Origin of the sequence: Janthinobacterium sp. BJB426 (assembly GCF_002735705.1) — a bacterium.
Lineage (GTDB): Bacteria > Pseudomonadota > Gammaproteobacteria > Burkholderiales > Burkholderiaceae_D > Janthinobacterium.
In genome coordinates this window covers 1-18,376 of record NZ_PDZL01000021.1, presented here as the reverse complement: position 1 = coordinate 18,376, position 18,376 = coordinate 1, and the positions used below count along the sequence as shown (strand labels likewise).

Sequence of the window (18,376 nt, the reverse complement as noted above, 5' to 3'; positions counted from 1 at the left end):
CTCCGGTTTCAATAGTCTGTGTGGTGAAATCCGCAGCCATTGTGCCATGCGCACCTTAGCTCGATGCTACGCTTGATAGAATATTAAGTCATAAGCTAGTGTGGTCTTGATATAAGTCATTCAGCTCTGCCAGCCCGATGAAGCGTTCATGCGTGCCGTTCTGCGCGCAGGCAAACGCGCCGCCGATGGCGCCACGGCGCATGGCCGCGTCGATGCCCGCGCCATCCAGCCAGGCCTGCAAAAACGCCGCCACGAAGGAATCGCCGGCGCCATTCGTATCCACCACGGGCAGCGTCAAGCCTGCCGTCGGAGTGTGGCGCACGGACGCGCCGTCCCGTTCCAGTAGGTAGGCGCCGTGCGCGCCCGCCATGGCGATGACGGCTTGCGCGCGGCCTTCCGCGATAATCGCGCGCATGACGTCGTCCCGGCGCTCGCCCAGCGCGGCCGTACTGAGAAACACCAGGTCGGCGCGCAGCGCAAAGACCTTGTGGTGTGGGTTGACGCCATCCCAGTCGTGCAAATCGGTCGACACCGTCGTGCCGCACACCAGCGCATCGTCGAACAGTTCGGCCACCCAGCCCATGATGGAAAAGTGCGCGTGGCGCGCCGGACCCAGGTAGGGTAGATAGAAGGCGGCCGGCATGCGCACGTCTTCCGGATGACGGCCATCGTACAGCGACAGCCGGCGGCCTTGCGGGTCGACCAGGTTGACGCTGCGCCGCGTGCCCGAGGGTTCGACGATGTGCGAGAAATCGAGCTTGGCATCTTTATAGCGCTGCAGGATGGCTGCGCCTTGCGCATCGTCGCCGATGAAGTCGATGAACTTGCAGCGCAAGCCCAGCGCGTGGCAACCGAGCGCCACGCCATTGCCCGTGTGCGCCACGTAGTCTCGGATGGGCGGCACGTGCAGCGAATCGGCGACGGGCAATTGCAGGTCGGGGACGCGCACGATGGTGTCGATGCCGGCGCCGCCGACCACTAAGATGTCATAGGTACTCATGGTGCAGCCTTTTCTAACAGGACGGTGCCGGCCGCGTTCACCGCGACGGCACCATCTTTGACGATACAGGTTTGATTGGTATAGGCGTCGCGTAGCAGGGTGCCGTCGGCGAAAACACCGTGAACTTTCAGTTCGAGTGTGCCTTGCGCCTCGGGCACGGCGATGACGGCGTCGCCATCCATCACGCGGGCGAACACATACGGCTTGTCGTTGATGAACCGGTGCTCGCCGCGCGCCAGGGCAGGGTGGCGCAGACGGAACTGACCCAGCTTGCGCGCATGCGCCAGGGTGGGCGCATCCAGCGCAGACCAGTTCATGCTTGACCGTGTCGCCTGCTGTTCGTCGCCGACGGGCGCCGCGCCAGGCTGGCGCGCGCTTTCATCGCCATAGAACAGCTGCACGCCGCCTGGCGCCAGCAGCAGGGCGGACAAGCCATGCTTCAGTTGCTCGCGCGGGAACAGGCTGGTGTCGTGCGACGAGATATACGACAGGATGTCGTAGCGGGGACTCTTATTCAGCAAGCCTGCGTACTGGCGGTACACGCCATCGATGCTTGTCCAGTCGCCGCCCGCGCGGCTTTGAAAGTCGAAATTGATCATCGAGTCGAAGCCGGCGTCATGCCAGCGGCTGCGCTCGGGGCCATGGCCCCACGCTTCGCCCGTCATCCAGAACGGCGCATCGTCGATTTTCTGTTGCGGATGGCGCGTTTTCCAATCTTTCAAGGCATCGGTGGCCGCCGCGCGCAGGGCCAGCCAGCTGGCTGGCTCCACGTGCTTGACGGTGTCGGCCCTGAAACCGTCGACGCCGAATTCGCGCACCCAGTCGGCCAGCCACTGCACCAGGTAGCCGCGCACGGTGGTGTCGGGCAGGGCCACGGCGCGCGTGTCGGCTTTGTGTTGCAGGATGGGCGGCAAGCCCACGGCCTTGCCGCTCTCCGTGCGGAAGTCGGGCAGGTAGGCCAGCTGCATGGTGAAATCATCCTTGCCGCCATCCGGGTAGCCGGGCAAGCCCGCGCGCACCCAGTCCGGGCCCCACCACTGCGCGAATGCGAAGTTGTTGTAGTCGATGAAGCTGTGATAGTCGCGCAGCACGGCCTTTTCATGGCCGGGCCACAGCACGGGCACCTTGTATTCAGCCAGGGTGCGCAAGTCCGCGTAGCCGGGATGGTTCAGCACCACGTCGAACAGGACGCGGATGCCTTGCGCGTGGGCGATGTCGATCATCTCGCGCAATTCTTCGCGCGTGCCCATGTTGGCATCCATGGTGGTGTAGTCGAGCGCCCAGTAGCCGTGGTAGGCGTAGTGCTGGAATTGCTGCTTGCCGCCCACTACCCAGCCGTGTATCTGCTCGTACGGTGCCGTGATCCACAGGGCGTTGACGCCCAGTTCGCGGAAATAGCCGGCCTTCAACTGCTGCGTGATGCCGGCGAGGTCGCCGCCGTGGAAGCTGCCGATATCGCCGCCTTGCGGGTCGGCGGCGCGGCCATAACTGTGGTCGTTGCCGGGATTGCCGTTGGCGAAACGGTCCGTCACGGCGAAGTAGACGATGGGGTTATCTGCGAAGCTCCCTGCCTGCGCCGAAGCGCACAGAAGCAGGGCGGCCAGCGTAGTCAGGGTGCGCCGCATGGTCAGCCTTTCACGCCGCCAGCCGTCAGACCGGAGATCATCCATTTTTGCGCCAGCAGGAACACGGCCGTGATGGGCAGGCCGGACAGAATGGCTGCCGCGGCGAAGTCGCCCCACAGGTATTTTTGCTCGTACAGGAACAGTTTCGAGCCGACGGCCAGGGTCAGGTTGTTCTGTTCATGCAGCAGCACGGAGGCGATCGGGTATTCGATGATGGCGCCGATGAACGACAGCAGGAATACCACCATCAGGATGGGCACCGTCATCGGCAGCAGCACGTAGATGAAGGCCTGCCATTGCGTGGCGCCGTCGACCTTGGCCGCTTCCTCGATTTCGATGGGAATGGTTTGATAGTAGCCCTTGATGGTCCAGATGTGCAGGGCGATGCCGCCCGTGTAAGCCAGCACCAGGCTGCCGTGGTGGTCAATGCCCAGCCATGGCACGTAACTGCCCAGCACATCGAAGATGGCGTAGATGGCTACCAGGGCCAGCACGGCGGGGAACATCTGCAGCAGCATCAGCGCGGACAGGGTCTGCGACTTGAAGCGGAACTGCATGCGCGCGAACGCGTATGCGCAGGTGGTCGACAGCAGTACGGTGACGGTGGCGCTGATGCTGGCCACCTTGATGGAATTCCATAGCCACAGCAGCACGGGGAAGTCCGGTTCGACCAGGGCGCCGTTGGGCGCCTGGTAAGACATGCCCAGCGCCAATCGCCAGTGCTCGAAGCTGATCTCGGGCGGGATCAAACTGCCCGAGGCGAAGTTGCCGGGCCGCAGCGAGATCGACAAGATCATCAGGAAGGGGAACATCACCAGCGCGATCAGCGCGATCACGGCGACGTGGGCCGCCAGGATGCGCCAGCGGTTGGAACGGTCGACAACGATAGCCATATGCTGTCCTTTATGCTTTGTTCATGCGCGTCAGGCGCATGTTGACCAGCGAAATCGCGGCCACGAGGAAGAAGATCAGGGTCGAGATGGCGGCGGCCAGGCCAAAGTTCTGGCCGGAATCCTCGAACGCGATGCGGTAGGTGTAGGAGACGAGCAAGTCCGTCGTGCCGGCCGGCAAGGTTGTGTCGAGAAAATCGGGACGTCCGCCCGTCAGCAAGCTGATCAGTACGAAATTATTGAAGTTGAAACCCAGGCTGGCCACCATCAGCGGCGTCAGCGGCTTGATGATCAACGGCAGGGTGATCTTGAAGAAATTCGTCAGCGGTCCCGCACCGGCCAGGGCCGAGGCTTCGTACAGGTCCGACGGGATCGCCTTGATCAAGCCCATGCACACCACCATCATGTAGGGGTAGCCGAGCCAGGTGTTGACGATCAGGATCATGGCCTTGGCCAGGGTGGTGTCCGAGAACCAGGCGGGCTTGATGCCGAACAAGGCGTCGAGCACGAGGTTGATTTCGCCAAAGTTGTTATTGAACAAGCCCTTGAAGACCAGGATGGAAATGAAGCCCGGCACGGCGTATGGCAGGAACAGCAGGGTGCGGTACAGGCCGCGGAAGCGCAGCGCATCCCAGTTCAAGAGCACGGCCAGCACCATGCCCAGGCCCGTCGTGGTGGCCACGCTGATCAGGGCGAAAACGATGGTCCACACGAAAATGCGCAGGAAGGGACCGCGGAACGCTTCGTCGGAGAAAATCTTGACGAAGTTGGCGAAACCGACATTGACCTTGAAGCCCGGTTCCAGCTTGGTGCCATCCGGCATTTCATAAAAGCCTGTCTTGAAGTTCGGTGTCACGAGTTCGCCCGTGGCGATTTTCTTCAGGGTCTTGTCGGGCAGTTGCTTGTAGACATGCGCGACGGGGCCGAATTCGCGCAAGCCCACCATGCGCAACTCGATCCTGTTCGGCAGGATCAGGGTGAGCAGTTTCAAATCCTTTTGCAGGGCGATGATGTCCTTGATGGGCAGCGGCGGGGCCAGCACGGGCGCTTGCACGGGATCGAGCGGCGCCACTTCCACGTTCAGGGGCACGGCGCGCTTCAGGGCCAGCGGCTGCGTCAAGAGCACTTCGCCCGTATCCGGGCTTTCCAGGCGCAAGCGGTATTCCTTGTTGTCAGGATGCACGGTCAGCGCGTAGCCCGTGCTTTCCACGCGCTGCGTCTCATCCAGCAGGTATTGCGTGGCCCGTTCATAGGTGAGCAGGTTGCGCGAACTGAAATTGGTAAAGCCGATCGACACCGTGTACACCATGGGTAGCAGCACGAAGACGATCACCGCTGTGATACCGGGAAACAGATAACGATAGGCATAGGCGCGCGGCGACGTGAAGACAAACGTCGTCAGGGTCAGCAAGCCGAGGAAAACGGCGGCCAGCATGGTCTGGCCGGAAATGTACAACATGAAGAGCAGATACAGACCCAGCGCCATGCTGATGGTCAATACCGTAGGGCCGATAAACTTGCGCACGATGGGATACCTGTGAAGATGGTGAGAGACTTGGGGGGCATGCGTGCCAGTGGCGCGCATGCCGATCCCGCAGGGGCAAGCCCCTTGAGTGACTTAATTCGCCGTCGTGATCCGCTTCGCCGCCGCGTCCAGGCCATCCTTGGTCGTCTGGCGGCCTTGCGTGATGTTTTCCAGCGCCGATTGCATCGACGACCAGAAGCGGCCCATTTCCGGGTTGTTTGGCATTGGACGGCCCGCTTGCGCGCTTTCCATCGTTGCCTGGATGTTCGGATTGGCTTTCAATTCCGCGAACAGCACCTTGTTAGCTGGCGTGCCCAGCGGGACGTCGGCGTTGATGGTTTTCAAGCCATTGAGCTGCAGCATCTGGTTTTCCAGGAATTCCGTCGCCAGGTCCTTGTTCGGGCTAGCCTTGGAAATCATCGCGCCCAGCACGCCCACGAATGGCGTGGCCGTCTTGCCTGCCACGGTAGGGATCGTTGCCACGCCGAAGTTGATCTTCGACTTGCGCGCATTGTCCCACGACCATGGGCCGTTGATCATCATGGCGATCTTGCCCTGGTTGAAGCCGGCTTCCATCTCGGCATAGCCGGCACCCTTCGGCATGGCGCCGCTGTTGATCAGGGTCATCAGCGCATTCACGCCCGCCTGCGAACCGGCATTGTTCACGCCCGTCTTCGCCGCATCGTAGCGGCCGTCGGACTTGACTTCAAACGGGAAGCCGCCGCCCGCGCCCAGCAAAGGCCACGTGAAATAGGTATTCGTGTAATCCCACAGGATGGCTTTCTTGCCTTGCGCGGACAACTTTTTGTCCAGCGCGGCGATTTCCTCGAAGGTTTTTGGCGGGGTCGGCACCAGGTCCTTGTTGTAGACGAGGGCGACGGCTTCGATGGAGATCGGGTAGCCCCAGGTCTTGCCGCCAACAGTAAAGGCGTTCCAGGCCAGCGGCAGGATGGCGGCGCGCGCTTCCTTGCTAGGCGTCAATGGTTGCAGCAAGCCGGCGTCGATCCAGGTGCCGATGCGGTCATGCGGCCAGATCCAGATGTCCGGGCCCTTGCCGGCGGCCGCTGCTTGCTGGAATTTGTTTGGTGCATCTTCCGGATGCTCGACGACGACCTTGATGCCCGTCTTCTTGGTGAATTCTTCGCCGACCTTGGCCAGGCCCTTGTAGCCTTTGTCGCCATTGATCCAGATCAGCAGGGTGCCTGCTTCGGCCGCGTTCGCCATGCTGACGGCGGCCAGGTTGCCGATGCCGGCCAGGGCGGCGGCGATCAGGGTGGTTTTGATGAAGCTGCGTTTCGGGTGCGTGAAGGACATGTCAATCTCCAGTATCTTTTTTTATGTTAAGTTTATGTTGAGTATCAAGGCTGAAACGATGCAACCAGGCCAGGCGGCGCCTGTAGCGCCTGGCCCTTAAATCTGGAATCAGGTACGGGTCTGGCCATGCTCGTCGAACACGTGGACGCGGGCCGGCGCCACCTGCAGCGCCACGGACTGGCCAATGGCCCAGTCCGTTTCCGCATCGGCGCGCACCACCAGCGGCTCGTCGCCGCCCGCTACCTGCACATACAGATAGCTGATGTCACCCAGTTTTTCCACCGCATGCACGGTGGCCGTGATGGCGGCAGTGGCGCCGGGCGCGCACGCCTTCACGTGTTCGGGACGCGCGCCGACGGTGACGGGGGTGCCGCTGGCAAGCGGCTGTGTCAGGACGGCCTGCAGCATGCCGCCCGCATTGGTGGCGATGGTGGCCACGCCGTCCGCATAGCTGTGGATCTTGCCTTTGAGGAAGTTCATGCGGGGCGAGCCGAGGAAGCCTGCCACGAACAGGTTGGCCGGATGGTGGTACAGCTCCAGCGGTGCGCCCACTTGCTCGATGCGGCCCGCGTTGAGCACGACGATGCGGTCGGCCAGGGTCATCGCTTCGACCTGGTCATGCGTGACGTAAATCATGGTCGAGCGCAATTCGCGGTGCAAGTTCGCCAGTTCGATGCGCATCTGCACGCGCAGCGAGGCGTCGAGATTCGACAGCGGTTCGTCGAACAGGAAAACGTCGGGTTTGCGCACGATGGCGCGGCCGATGGCCACGCGCTGGCGCTGGCCGCCCGACAAGTCTTTTGGTTTGCGTTCCAGCAACGGTTCGATGCGCAGGATTTGCGCGGCGCGCTGCACGGCATCGGCAATTTGTACCTTGTTCATGCCAGCCAGTTTCAGGCCAAACGCCATGTTTTGTGCCACGCTCATGTGCGGGTACAGGGCGTAGCTCTGGAATACCATGGCGATGCCCCGTTTGGCGGGCGGCACATCGTTCATGCGTGTCTTGCCGATATATAAGTCGCCGCCGCTGATTTCTTCCAGGCCGCAGATGCTGCGCAGCAAGGTGGATTTGCCGCAACCCGACGGGCCCACGAAGACCATGAATTCGCCGTCGGCGATCTCCAGGTCGATGCCGTGCAGGGTTTGCACGTCGCCATATGCCTTTTTCAGCCCTGCTAATTTCAGTCCAGCCATGTCGTCCTCATCATCTCAATTTGGCCCCGCTGATGCGCGGGGCTCGTTATTGTAATTGGCGGCATGGCCGCCAAAGCCTGCGATCTACGCCAGGGTGCCGAACCAGCCGCCATGCGGGGGCAGGGTGATCTGCTGGCCATCTTTATTACCTGGCAAGCCGTGACCGGCCAGGTCGGCCGCCGGCGCCGCGTCTGGCCAGGCGAAGGTGACGGCTTGCGTGCCCAGGTTGAAGGCCGCCAGGATGGACGGTTGGCCTGGCAAGTCGCGGCGCAGGGCCAGCACGGGTTCCGGCGCATCGAAGAAGACGATGTCGCCGCGCAGCAATTGCGGCAGGGTGCGGCGCCAGGCGAGGATGTTCTGCGCAAACCGCAATGGTGAAGCGGAATCGTTTTCTTCGACATCAACGGCGCGCGCCAGATGCTCGGGCGGCACGGGCAGCCAAGGTTTGGCATTGCTGAAACCGCCATGCGGCGCATCGGCCACCCACGGCATTGGCGTGCGGCAGCCGTCGCGGCCCTTGAACTGTGGCCAGAACGGGATGCCGTACGGGTCTTGCAGCGCCTCGAAAGGAATGTCCGCTTCCGTCAGGGCCAGCTCGTCGCCCTGGTACAGGCACGGCGTGCCTTTCAGCGCGGCCTGCACGGCCAGCACCACCTTGGCCAGCGACGGCGATGGATTCTCGCCGCCCCAGCGCGTCATGACGCGCACGCTGTCGTGGTTGCCCACGGACCAGGAAGCCCAGCCGTCGGCCACTTGCGCCTCGAACTCTTCCACCTGGGTGCGGATGTGCGCGGCGGAAAACTCCGCCGTCAGCAAGTTGAAGCTGTAGGCCATGTGCAGTTTGTCGGCGCCCGTGTAGGCAGCCATGGTGGCCAGCGCATTGTCGTCGCCCACTTCGCCGATGGAAATGGCTTGATACTCGTCAAGTACGGCGCGCACGCGCTGCAGGTAGGCGATGTTTTCCGGCTGCGTCTTGTCGTACACGTGCGCCTGCATGCCATACGGGTTGATGGCCGACACACTGCTCGCATCGCGCTGCGCGGCTGGCGGATTGTCGCGCAGCAATTGGTCGTGATACGGGAAGTTGCAGGAATCGAAGCGGAAACCGTCGACGCCGCGCTCGAGCCAGAAGCGCAGGTTGTCCAGCTGCGCTTGCTGCACGGCCGGGTTGTGGAAATTCAGGTCAGGCTGGCTGGCGAGGAAATCGTGCAGGAAGTATTGGCCGCGGCGCGGCTCCCATTGCCAGGCGGAACCGCCAAACACGGACAGCCAGTTATTCGGCGCCGTGCCGTCCGGTTTCTGGTCGGCCCATACATACCAGTCGGCCTTGGCATTGTCGCGGCTGGAGCGGCTTTCCACGAACCACGGGTGGTTGTCGGACGAGTGCGACAGCACCTGGTCGATCATCACTTTCAAGCCCAGTTCATGGGCGCGCGCCACCAGACGGTCGAAATCGGCCAGGGTGCCAAACATGGGGTCGACGTCGCAGAAGTCAGCCACGTCGTAGCCGAAGTCTTTCATCGGCGACGTGAAGAAGGGCGAGATCCAGACGATGTCGGCGCCCAAGGCGGCGATGTAATCGAGCTTGGAGGTAATGCCGGGCAAGTCGCCGATGCCGTCGCCATTGCTGTCGAGGAAGCTGCGTGGATAAACCTGGTAGATGACGGCGCTGCGCCACCAGTCGGCGGGCAGGTGGGCGAGATTGTTCTGGATGGTCGGCATGAATGATTTCTTAAAAGTTGCCTGTAGCCTTGGCTATCAGGGCGGCGCTGCTGGTTGGTAGGCGAACGTCTTATTTTAAAATTCAAAGCGCTTTGGGTGTGAAATGAGTATAGTTCAAAGCGCTTTGAAAAGTAAAGCGATACACGCGCCAGACATACGATTTTTTTATGAGGGTGATTCAGGACAACAATGCGGCCGCGCCGGCCAGGCGGCCGGCGGCGTAGGGACAGCGAAAAACGCCTAGTGCGGCACGGGGCCGGCCGACTCGCCCGGCAACAGTTCGCACGGCCACAGTTCCTGCAGGTCGGTGACGGGCGTGCCGTCCATCAGGGCCAGCAGCATATGGATCATCTTCGCGCCGGCACCGCGCGGGTCGGGCTGGACGACGGTGGTGACGTTGTGGCCGGCCAGGGAATCTTCCATCACGCCCCAGACGATCAGCGACATGTCGCGGCCGATGGCGATGCCCGCGTCAAGCAGGGCGCGTACGGCGCCCACGCCCGACATGTGATTGTCGACGATGACGGCCGTGGGGCGGGGCGAGCGGGCCAGCAGGCGCTGCATGGCCTGGTAGCCGGCGCGGCGGTCGTGCGCATTGTCGACCAGGTTGTCCGGGTCGACGGGCAGTCCGCCCGCCTGCATGGCGTGCTGGAAACTTTCCACGCGCTGGCGCACGAAGTTCAGGTCCGGCGTGGCGCTGATCAGGCCAATGCGCTGGTGGCCCAGCTGCGCCAGGCGCTCGACGGCCAGGCGCATGCCCGCCTCGTTGTCATAGTCGAACCATGCGTGCGGCTGGTTCAGCTGCGTGCGGCCATGCGCGACAAACGGCATGCCCTGCTGCGCCAGGTAGGCGATGCGCTCGTCGAACGGCTTTGTACGGCCGACGATCAGGCCATCGATGCGGCGGCCCTTGACCATGCGTTCATACGTATGGAATTCATTGGTGGCGGAGGCGGGCGCGATCATCATGTCCATCTGCTGCGCTTCCAGCGCTTCCGACATGCCGCCGACGATCTCGATGAACATGGGATCGGCCAGGTCGTTCGGCATCAGCGGGTAGATGATGCCGACGATATTCGTGCGCCCGACGGCCAGGCTGCGCGCCATGGGATTGGGACGGTAGCCGGCCGCCTGCGCGGCGGCCAGCACCCGCTCGCGCGTGCGTTCGCTTACTTCAGGATAGCCATTCAAGGCGCGGCTGACGGTGGTTTCGGATATTCCTAGCGTTTTGGCGAGATTTTTGAGGTTCATGGATGCTGCAGTCGGGGTCTATCCAGGGTGGGTCGGGAGCGTTGCGGCGCGATAAAGGGTAGTTTATCTGATAAATGCCGGATTGATCAGGGGTATGGCAAACGGCGGCGGCGCCCAAAAAAATACGCGGGCAAACCCAGGGGCGCCCGCGCTAAAAGAGGATACTGCTGAATCACTACATTGAAGCTGCCGGCCATCGCGTGCAGCGGCGAAATGGTGGGTCCGGGTACTACCTGCCCCTGGATGAGCGGGCGGTGCTGCTGCCAGTGGCTGGCGCCTTGCGGCATCAGCCAATGTTGGATGCCTCTGATTAATAAAGAGCGTCTGATAAAACGTTCAGGGCAATGCGCACGGTCGCAGACAGTACGCTAGTACGGCAAGACCGTGCAACGCCGCCATGGACGTTTTTCAGATGCTATTACCACCACGACTCGACCTGGAAACCAACCGAGCTGCCGTTGGTCTTGCCACCGAACACGCCCGTCGACGACAGCGCCGATTCCGCGGCGGCGGCCGACTGGGCTGCCTTGTTCCATTTGGCGTAGGTGTAGAAGGCACGCAGCACGGGGCGCGACCAGAAGCTGTTGCCTGCCGACAATTGCGGCGCGAAGGTCAGCTTGGTCAGGTTGCGGCTTTCGCCACCTTCCGGCTTGACGATATCGTGGCCCAGTTCCACGGCCAGGCTGTAGTTGTCCGTGAAGTGGTAGACGGGACGCGCGCCGATCGACGTCCACTTGCTGCTCACGCCTGCCGATTCCTTGTCTTCGTAGACGAAGGTGCCCATGCCCGACCAGGCGCCTTTGGGCTGGATCATGATCTGTTCCGTCAGGCGCACGACCTTGTCATCCTTGTCTGCGCCCAGGCTGAAGCCGCCCGTGTTGGCGGCGCTGCCTTTGCCGTACTGCAATGCCACCTTGTTGAAGCCGCCCAGCAAATTGCCTTGCGTATGCATGATGGTCAGCAAGTGGCCGCTGGCGATGGGGGCCGCGCCTTGTGCGTTGCGTTTCTGATTGAATTGCAAGCCCAGGGTCAGTTCGCCGTCCGGATTGACCTTGATGCCGGAGAAGCGCAAGTCGTGGGACAGGCCCATGCGCTTGCTGTCGCCGTCATCGGCCGTGCGCACGATGGCGTAGGCCAGTTTGGCGGCGCCCAGGTCGATGTTTTCCAGGCCGGCGCCAGGGCCGCTGTTATTCCAGAAGTAGTAATCGGTGATGTGCACGTCCTGGCGGTCGTAGTAGCGCTTGCCGACCCAGGCGCGCGCTTCGGCGAAGGCGCCCGTGCCGATCTTGTCGGCAACGACGTTCATTTCGCGCCACGACGGGTCCGATTGTTCCCAGTCCTGGTTCTGGTTGACGGAGAACGCCACCAGGGTATTGATGCGGAAAGTGGTGCCGTTGGCTGCCTTGAAGGCTTCACCGCCGAATTTCAGCTCGCCGTAGGTTTCGCACTCATTGCCCAGACGATACTTGGACGAGGCGCCGGCCAGGCCGAAACACGCTTCCTTGCCGCCTTCGCTGCTGGTGCCGAAGCCCGAGCGGATATAGCCGCCGAAATCGATCGGCAGGGCGGCCTGGGCGGCCGAAGCGCTCAAGGCCAACGCCACGGCGGCAGGCAAAGTTTTCAAGAAATGTTTGTTCATTGCGTCTCCAGTGTTTTTATAGGTGTGGGATCGGTGCGCATAACTTCGCACAACCAAAGCGCTTTAGTTATGTTTCAAAGCGCTTTGAGTATAGTTCAAAGCGCTTTGATCAGTAAACTAGTTTTAATCCTTGAAACTTTTTAGGTGTTGCGGAGAAACATCAGGGAGGGCAGCGGCGCGTGGGCGCCGCCGTGTACGGCAGACGGAATGATGGTCGTGAATTATTGCTGTGCTTTGCAGGCGGGCAGGGCGGCCGTGTCCGTTGCGGCAGGGGCCGGATGACGCAGGAATGCCAGGATTAGCAGTGCCGAGGCCGTCGTAATGCTGGCCAGCACATACAGCAAGTGACGGAAGGCCGTGCCGTACGCTTGCGCCAGTTCGGCGACGCCGGCCTGCGGCAACAGGGTAGCTGCATGGCGCAGCTCGCCGAGGGCCAGGAAGGGGCCCGCGTGCGCCGCCTGTTGTGCGCCGATGCCGGCCATGCCTGCGCCGCCCAGCGCCGCGACAGTAAGCGTGCCCAGCAGCGCGCTGACGATGGCCAGCGCCAGGCCTTCGCCCGCCACGCGCGTCGTATTGAAGATGCCGGCCGCCATGCCGGCCCGCTCGACGGGCACGACGCTGATGGCCAGGCCATCCATCAAACCCCAGGGCAGGCTGATGCCGCAGCCGATCAGCAGCAGCGGCCCCAGCAAAGTGTAGGGCGACTGGCCCGGCACGCACGTCGACAGCCACAGCAAGCCGCCCGCCGCAAGCAGCAGGCCGCTGGCGCAAATGTGCGCGGGGGCAATGCGTTGCGCCGCCAGGCCGGCGAGAACCGGCAGCACCAGCATGGGCGCCGACAGGGCAATCATCATGCGTCCCGCCTCCAGCGCGCTGTAGCCTTCGATGCCGATGAAGCGGGCCGGCAGCAGCACCAGCAGCACGACGAAGGAAAACGCGGGCGCGGCCGCCAGCAGTTGCACGCCGGCAAAGGCGGGCAGGCGGAACAGCGACAAATCCAGCATGGGCCGCACCGCGCGCCGCTCCACGCGGACGAATGCAGCCAGCAGCAAGGCCGCGCCACCGAGCAGCCCCAGGCTGGCGGCACTGCCCCAGCCACTGTCGGGCGCCTGCAGCAAGCCATAGGTAAACAGGGACAGCGCACCGGTAAACGTCAGCGCGCCGGGCCAATCGACGCCTTGCGCTTGCGGGTCGCGCGATTCGCGCATGGCGCGCGCGGCGGCCAGCAGGGCGGCCAGGCCGGCCGCGGCCGCGGCGACAAAAATGGCGCGCCAGCCCGTGCGGGTGATCAAGGTGCCTGCCAAGAAGGGGCCGAAGGCCAGCCCCACGCCGAAGGCTGTGCCGATCAGGCTGAAGGCGCGCGCGCGGGCAGGGCCGTCGAATTCCTGTGCCAGGGCCGCCAGTCCGCTCGACAGGGCCATGGCGCAGCCCAGGCCCTGGACGGCGCGCAGCATGTCGAGCCACACAATGCCGGGCGCAGCCGACAGCGCCAGCGCGGCGGCGGAAAACACGCCCATGCCCAGCAAGAACACGCGCTTGCGGCCATAGCGGTCGGCCAGCGCGCCGGCCACCATCAGGCAACCGCCAAAGCTGAGCATGAAGGCATTCGTGATCCACGCCAGCGCCAGCGGCGTGCCGTGCAGGTCGGCGGCGATGGCGGGAATGGCGATGGCCGGCCCCGTAAAACTGAGCGGCATGCATAGCGCGGCCAGGCAGACGGCGGCCAGCACGAAGGCGCGCCTGGCGGGGGAGGCCGGCTTCATACGGTGATTCGTATTCATGGGAATGATTCCAGAAAGAGGGAATCCGATGATAATATGGACGTAATCCATGAAAAAGTGGTTGAAAATCCACTAATAACGGACAAATATTCTCTAATCAAGATAGCGAGATGGCATGGATAATCTGAACGGCATTGCCGCCTTCGTGCGCGCGGCGGAAACTTCCAGTTATGTGGCGGCCGGGCGGCTGCTTGGGGTGTCGGCCTCGGCCGTGGGCAAGAGCGTGGCGCGGCTGGAAGAAAAGCTGGGCGTGCGCCTGCTCAACCGCAGCACGCGGCGCATCAGCCTGAGCAACGAGGGCGCGCTGTTTTACGAGCGCTGTCAGCGCATCCTGGCCGACCTCGGTGATGCCGAGGCGGAACTGTCGCACCTGGCCGAGGCGCCGCGCGGCAAGCTCAAGGTCAGCCTGCCCGTGATCGGCTACCGCATCATCCTGCCCCTGCTGACCGAGTTTACCCGGCTGTACCCGGAGATCGAGCTCGACCTCGATTTCAACGACCGCCTGGTCGACGTGGTGGCCGAAGGAGTCGACGTGGCCGTGCGCAGCGGCACCTTGACAGATTCGCGGCTGATGGCGCGCGAACTGGGACCGTTTGCCTTTGCCATCGTCGGTTCGCCCGCGTATTTCACCCGCCATGGTGTGCCGGCCACGCCGCGCGCGCTGGAAGGGCACGCTTGCGTGCGCTATAAATTCCCCACCACTGGGAAACTGCAGGAATGGGCGTTGCAGCGCGCCGGGGGCGACAGCGGCGGCGAGTTGCGCTTGCCGACCGCCTTGACCTGCAACAATATCGAAGCCTTGATCGGCGCCGCCACGCAGGGCGTCGGCCTCGCTTACCTGCCTGACTTTATCGTGCGCGATGCCATCGCTCGGGGCGAATTGCAAGCCGTGCTGGCCGGCTATTTACTGCATTCGAGCAAGTTCTGGGTGCTGTGGCCGTCAAGCCGCCACCTGTCGCCCAAAATTCGCGTCTTTGTTGACCATTTGTGTACCCACCTGCATTTTTCCTCGCTCCCTTCCATCCCCTGAATGGCCTGACAGCCGCCATGGCGGCTGGTTGAGGAATATTCCTACCCTACAGAGATTTTTCCTAGCATCGCGGAACATTTATTTGCTGCAATGCACCACGCTACGCCGCGCGCCGTCACCTTATACCCTTTCTGAATACCCATCATGCGTTAACTAAATTGCCATAAGGAATTTATTTATGTTAATTTAATATCTGTTTCCGCAACATTGCATCAACTTCATGGTTGTGGAAATAAGTGCATGATGAGGCGCCATACGCGTGTAGTAACCAACAATTAGGGGTAATCACCCCGTTCCGTTCAGGGAGTGTGCATGAAGACAGTCACGACGACACCGCTGGATCCGGCGCCAGCCGCGCCAGCGAAACCGGCCCGCAAAACGGGTCTGCTGCTGGGTGGCGGCGCACCAAATTCCACCTTGATCGCTGGTGCCCTGGCCGCTTTCCTCGACGAAGGCATCGAGTTCGACGTCATTTCCGCCTCGGGCGCCGGTGTGTTGATGGGTTTGCTTTACACGACGCCGCATGAAGCCACGCCGCGCCAGGCCTTGCAAAGCTGGGCCGACACGGGCGTGGCTGACAGCATCTACAAGATGATTCCGATTAACTACAAGGTATTCCAGAAGCCGGGCATGCATGCGAGCACGTTCCGCGACGCCTTCCAGCCGCCAGCCAACAATCCTTTTTTTCAGGCGTTCCAGCAAACGTTTGCGGGCGTGCCCACGGCCTGGTCGGACTGGGGAAAATTGATGGTGTCGTCGCTGTCGCCATCGGACTTGTCGGCGAAAAGCCTGGGCCTCTGCGCGCACTTGCCGTTCCTGGAAAAAGCCGTGGATTTTTCGGGCGTGGCGCGCATGCGCCCCGATTTCTACATCAATGCCTACAACCTCAGCGAGCACCGCATGCAAATCTGGGGCAAGCATGAGATCGAGCCGATCCACGTGCGCGCTGCCCTGTCGTTTCCCTTCCTGTATGCGCCCACGACCATCGCCGGCGACGATTACATCGAAGGCGCGGCGCTCGACACGCTCAATTTCGACCCGTTTATCGAAGGCAAGGGCGAACACGCTGATGCCGACACCCTGGTCATCCTCGACATCCTCGGTGACGAGCGCTTGCTGCGCAAGCCGCGCAACCTGTACGACGCGTGGGTGCGCTCCATCATCACGCCGCTGGTGAAAATTTCCAAAAGCGAGCTGCGCCTGTTCGAACTCGAGCACAACACGGATGCGCGCACGGGCCAGCCCAAGCGGCGCTTGCTCAAGCTCGACCTGATGGGCGGCATCCCGGAGCTGCACTGGCCCGACACCCTGGACTGGTCCAGCTCGAACATGCAGCTGCTGTTCGACGTGGGCCACAAGGCGGGCCTGGCGTTTTGCCGCCAGCATGGCGACTTGCTGCGCCGCACGCCTGACGCCGCACCGCTGGCGGCCTAGTACCGCTGGCAAGCGATCCCGGCCACCTGATCGGCAGCTATTTATCCCGCCTGGCCTTGCCAGGCCACACTTTTTACTGTGAAACACCATGAATATCACCAAGCAATTAATTCTGACCCTCACCATCGCCTTGCTTGCCCTGCTATTGCTGGGCGCCGGTGGCGCCATCCAGCTGCAGCGCGCCCAGGAGCGTTTTGACACCGTGCAAAACCGCATCATTCCCAGCATCCAGGGCTTGAATGCGGCCAAGGGTTTCCTGGCCGACTCGCGCCTGGCCGGTTACCGCCTGTCCGTGTTCTCTAACCTAGCCGACAAGACGGCGCTGGACAAGGCAGTGGCCGACGCCAACACGAATTTCGACAAGGTCATCGCCACCTACCGCGCCGAGCGCCTGTACGACGCGACGGACAGCAAGATGCTCGACGCCGACCAGGCCGCCATGGAAGCCTACCGCCGCGCGCTGGCGCCATTCTTTGCCGCCGCCTACGCGGGCGACATGGACGGCGTGCGCGCCACCTTGTTGGCCGGCACGCCGCTGGCCATCACGGCCGCCGCCGCGAAAAAGAGCATGGATGACCACATCGCCTACAACAACAAGCTGGTCGACGATGTCAAAGCGGAAAGCTTGGCCGCCTACGACACGGCGTTCAACACCATGCTGGCCGTGCTGGGCGTGGCCGTGCTGCTGACGGGTGCGCTGGCCTGGCACATCTACCGCACCATCAGCGGCGGACTGGGCAATATCGAACACACGCTGGAGCGCGTCAGCGCCTCGCTGGACCTGTCCGCCGCCATGCCCGTCGAACGCATGGATGAAGTGGGCCGCACGGCGACGGCCTTCAATAAATTCCTGGAACGCATCGTCGGCGTGATCGCCACCGTGCGTACCTCGGCCGATACGGTCAGCGTGGCGGCCGCGCAGATTTCCGCTGGCAATGCGGACTTGTCCGTGCGCACGGAGCAGCAGGCGTCTTCCCTGGAAGAAACGGCATCGAGCCTGGAAGAGCTGACCTCGGCCGTGCGCCAGAACACGGACAATGCGCGCCAAGCGAACGCGCTGGCCGTGTCGGCCTCGGACGTGGCTCGCAAAGGCGGCGCCGTGGTGGCGCAAGTGGTGGGCACGATGGGTTCCATCAACGAATCGGCGAAGAAGATCGCCGACATTATCGGCGTGATCGACGGCATTGCCTTCCAAACCAACATTTTGGCGTTGAACGCGGCCGTCGAAGCGGCCCGAGCGGGCGAGCAGGGCCGTGGCTTCGCCGTGGTGGCCACCGAGGTGCGCAACCTGGCGCAGCGCTCGGCGGCGGCGGCCAAGGAAATCAAGGGCTTGATTGAGGATTCCGTGGATAAAGTCAACACGGGCAGTGTGCTGGTCGACCAGGCCGGCGCGACGATGGAAGAAATCGTCGCCAGCATTCGCCGCGTGACGGACATCATGGGCGACATCGCCAACGCCAGCCACGAGCAAAGCGCCGGCATCGAGCAAGTGAACCAGGCCATTTCGCAAATGGACCAGGTCACCCAGCAGAACGCGGCCCTGGTGGAAGAGGCCGCCGCCGCCGCATCCTCGCTGCAAGACCGAGCCGTCGAGCTGGTCGATGTGGTGGCCGTGTTCCGCCTGCGCGGCGATGCCCAAGGGAAAGCGTTGAAAGCGGCGGGCGGCTTGCCGGCCCCGGCAACGGCCGCCGCCAGCCGGCGCCTGGCGCTGCCTGGCCGCAGTGCCCGCGCTTAAACCTTGTGACTGCCCCGATACGCCGGGGTTTTTTTTAGGCTATGTCACCGTCAGATGTGGGAATGCGCCCAGCGTTGCTTTCAATAACGTTTCTGGTGAACGGATGCGTCCGGCGTCGAGTATCCAGCGCCAGCCCAGGTAATTTGGCAGGTAGCGCGTGGCCACGCCGTGAAACGGACGCAGCCATTGCCGCAAGCGGCTGTGATACGCATTGACGTTCTGCACATGCGCGGCGC

General features: G+C 62.9%; 13 protein-coding genes and 1 pseudogene. 3 read left to right on the top strand and 11 right to left on the bottom strand.

The annotated features are described in order from the left end of the window. Nucleotides 1–88: 88 nt before the first annotated feature. From CSQ93_RS24275 to CSQ93_RS24230, 10 genes are all read right to left on the bottom strand, one after another. Nucleotides 89–1,000, bottom strand: coding sequence for a carbohydrate kinase family protein (locus CSQ93_RS24275; protein WP_099380249.1), 912 nt, complete (start codon nucleotides 998–1,000; stop codon nucleotides 89–91). Continuing rightward, nucleotides 997–2,625 carry an alpha-amylase family glycosyl hydrolase gene (locus CSQ93_RS24270; protein WP_099380248.1) on the bottom strand — a complete coding sequence of 543 codons (1,629 nt, stop codon included), beginning with the start codon at nucleotides 2,623–2,625 and terminating at the stop codon, nucleotides 997–999. The genes CSQ93_RS24275 and CSQ93_RS24270 overlap by 4 nt, the downstream gene beginning before the upstream one ends. A gap of 2 nt (nucleotides 2,626–2,627) precedes the next feature. Beyond that, the gene (gene malG, locus CSQ93_RS24265; protein WP_099380247.1) at nucleotides 2,628–3,518 is read right to left on the bottom strand and encodes a maltose ABC transporter permease MalG; all 891 of its coding nucleotides are present in this window, start codon (nucleotides 3,516–3,518) and stop codon (nucleotides 2,628–2,630) included. Nucleotides 3,519–3,528: 10 nt separating this feature from the next. Next, nucleotides 3,529–5,040 carry a maltose ABC transporter permease MalF gene (gene malF, locus CSQ93_RS24260; protein ID WP_099380246.1) on the bottom strand — a complete coding sequence of 504 codons (1,512 nt, stop codon included), beginning with the start codon at nucleotides 5,038–5,040 and terminating at the stop codon, nucleotides 3,529–3,531. 93 nt (nucleotides 5,041–5,133) lie between these two features. Then, entirely contained in the window at nucleotides 5,134–6,354 is a 1,221-nt protein-coding gene (gene malE, locus CSQ93_RS24255; RefSeq protein ID WP_199534497.1) for a maltose/maltodextrin ABC transporter substrate-binding protein MalE, read from the bottom strand. 108 nt (nucleotides 6,355–6,462) lie between these two features. Beyond that, a complete protein-coding gene (locus CSQ93_RS24250) occupies nucleotides 6,463–7,548 on the bottom strand; it encodes an ABC transporter ATP-binding protein (RefSeq protein WP_099380245.1) in 1,086 nt (361 codons plus the stop codon). 84 nt (nucleotides 7,549–7,632) lie between these two features. Next, entirely contained in the window at nucleotides 7,633–9,270 is a 1,638-nt protein-coding gene (locus CSQ93_RS24245) for an alpha-amylase family glycosyl hydrolase (protein ID WP_099380244.1), read from the bottom strand. A gap of 240 nt (nucleotides 9,271–9,510) precedes the next feature. Then, entirely contained in the window at nucleotides 9,511–10,521 is a 1,011-nt protein-coding gene (locus CSQ93_RS24240) for a substrate-binding domain-containing protein (protein WP_099380243.1), read from the bottom strand. A 418-nt stretch (nucleotides 10,522–10,939) separates the two neighbouring features. Next, nucleotides 10,940–12,160, bottom strand: a complete 1,221-nt coding sequence (locus CSQ93_RS24235; RefSeq protein WP_099380242.1) for a maltoporin — start codon at nucleotides 12,158–12,160, stop codon at nucleotides 10,940–10,942. 221 nt (nucleotides 12,161–12,381) lie between these two features. Beyond that, the gene (locus CSQ93_RS24230) at nucleotides 12,382–13,941 is read right to left on the bottom strand and encodes an MFS transporter (RefSeq protein ID WP_099380241.1); all 1,560 of its coding nucleotides are present in this window, start codon (nucleotides 13,939–13,941) and stop codon (nucleotides 12,382–12,384) included. 115 nt (nucleotides 13,942–14,056) lie between these two features. On the opposite strand from CSQ93_RS24230, the gene CSQ93_RS24225 reads away from it, so the two are divergent. From CSQ93_RS24225 to CSQ93_RS24215, 3 genes are all read left to right on the top strand, one after another. Further along, nucleotides 14,057–14,971, top strand: a complete 915-nt coding sequence (locus tag CSQ93_RS24225) for a LysR family transcriptional regulator (RefSeq protein ID WP_099380240.1) — start codon at nucleotides 14,057–14,059, stop codon at nucleotides 14,969–14,971. Between the two features lie 312 nt (nucleotides 14,972–15,283). Continuing rightward, nucleotides 15,284–16,405, top strand: a complete 1,122-nt coding sequence (locus CSQ93_RS24220) for a patatin-like phospholipase family protein (RefSeq protein ID WP_099380239.1) — start codon at nucleotides 15,284–15,286, stop codon at nucleotides 16,403–16,405. An 88-nt stretch (nucleotides 16,406–16,493) separates the two neighbouring features. Beyond that, nucleotides 16,494–18,140 (top strand): methyl-accepting chemotaxis protein, encoded by a 1,647-nt coding sequence (locus CSQ93_RS24215; protein ID WP_099380238.1) that lies wholly within the window; start codon nucleotides 16,494–16,496, stop codon nucleotides 18,138–18,140. 39 nt (nucleotides 18,141–18,179) lie between these two features. On the opposite strand, the pseudogene CSQ93_RS24210 reads toward CSQ93_RS24215, so the two are convergent. Further along, nucleotides 18,180–18,376: pseudogene (locus CSQ93_RS24210) on the bottom strand (IS1595 family transposase); the annotation flags it as partial.

Coding starts and splice junctions, on each gene's coding strand:
- CSQ93_RS24275 (WP_099380249.1), bottom strand. CDS start 1,000: ATGAGTACCTATGACATCTTAGTGGTCGGCGGCGCCGGCATCGACACC.
- CSQ93_RS24270 (WP_099380248.1), bottom strand. CDS start 2,625: ATGCGGCGCACCCTGACTACGCTGGCCGCCCTGCTTCTGTGCGCTTCG.
- malG (WP_099380247.1), bottom strand. CDS start 3,518: ATGGCTATCGTTGTCGACCGTTCCAACCGCTGGCGCATCCTGGCGGCC.
- malE (WP_199534497.1), bottom strand. CDS start 6,354: ATGTCCTTCACGCACCCGAAACGCAGCTTCATCAAAACCACCCTGATC.
- CSQ93_RS24250 (WP_099380245.1), bottom strand. CDS start 7,548: ATGGCTGGACTGAAATTAGCAGGGCTGAAAAAGGCATATGGCGACGTG.
- CSQ93_RS24245 (WP_099380244.1), bottom strand. CDS start 9,270: ATGCCGACCATCCAGAACAATCTCGCCCACCTGCCCGCCGACTGGTGG.
- CSQ93_RS24240 (WP_099380243.1), bottom strand. CDS start 10,521: ATGAACCTCAAAAATCTCGCCAAAACGCTAGGAATATCCGAAACCACC.
- CSQ93_RS24235 (WP_099380242.1), bottom strand. CDS start 12,160: ATGAACAAACATTTCTTGAAAACTTTGCCTGCCGCCGTGGCGTTGGCC.
- CSQ93_RS24230 (WP_099380241.1), bottom strand. CDS start 13,941: ATGAATACGAATCACCGTATGAAGCCGGCCTCCCCCGCCAGGCGCGCC.
- CSQ93_RS24225 (WP_099380240.1), top strand. CDS start 14,057: ATGGATAATCTGAACGGCATTGCCGCCTTCGTGCGCGCGGCGGAAACT.
- CSQ93_RS24220 (WP_099380239.1), top strand. CDS start 15,284: ATGAAGACAGTCACGACGACACCGCTGGATCCGGCGCCAGCCGCGCCA.
- CSQ93_RS24215 (WP_099380238.1), top strand. CDS start 16,494: ATGAATATCACCAAGCAATTAATTCTGACCCTCACCATCGCCTTGCTT.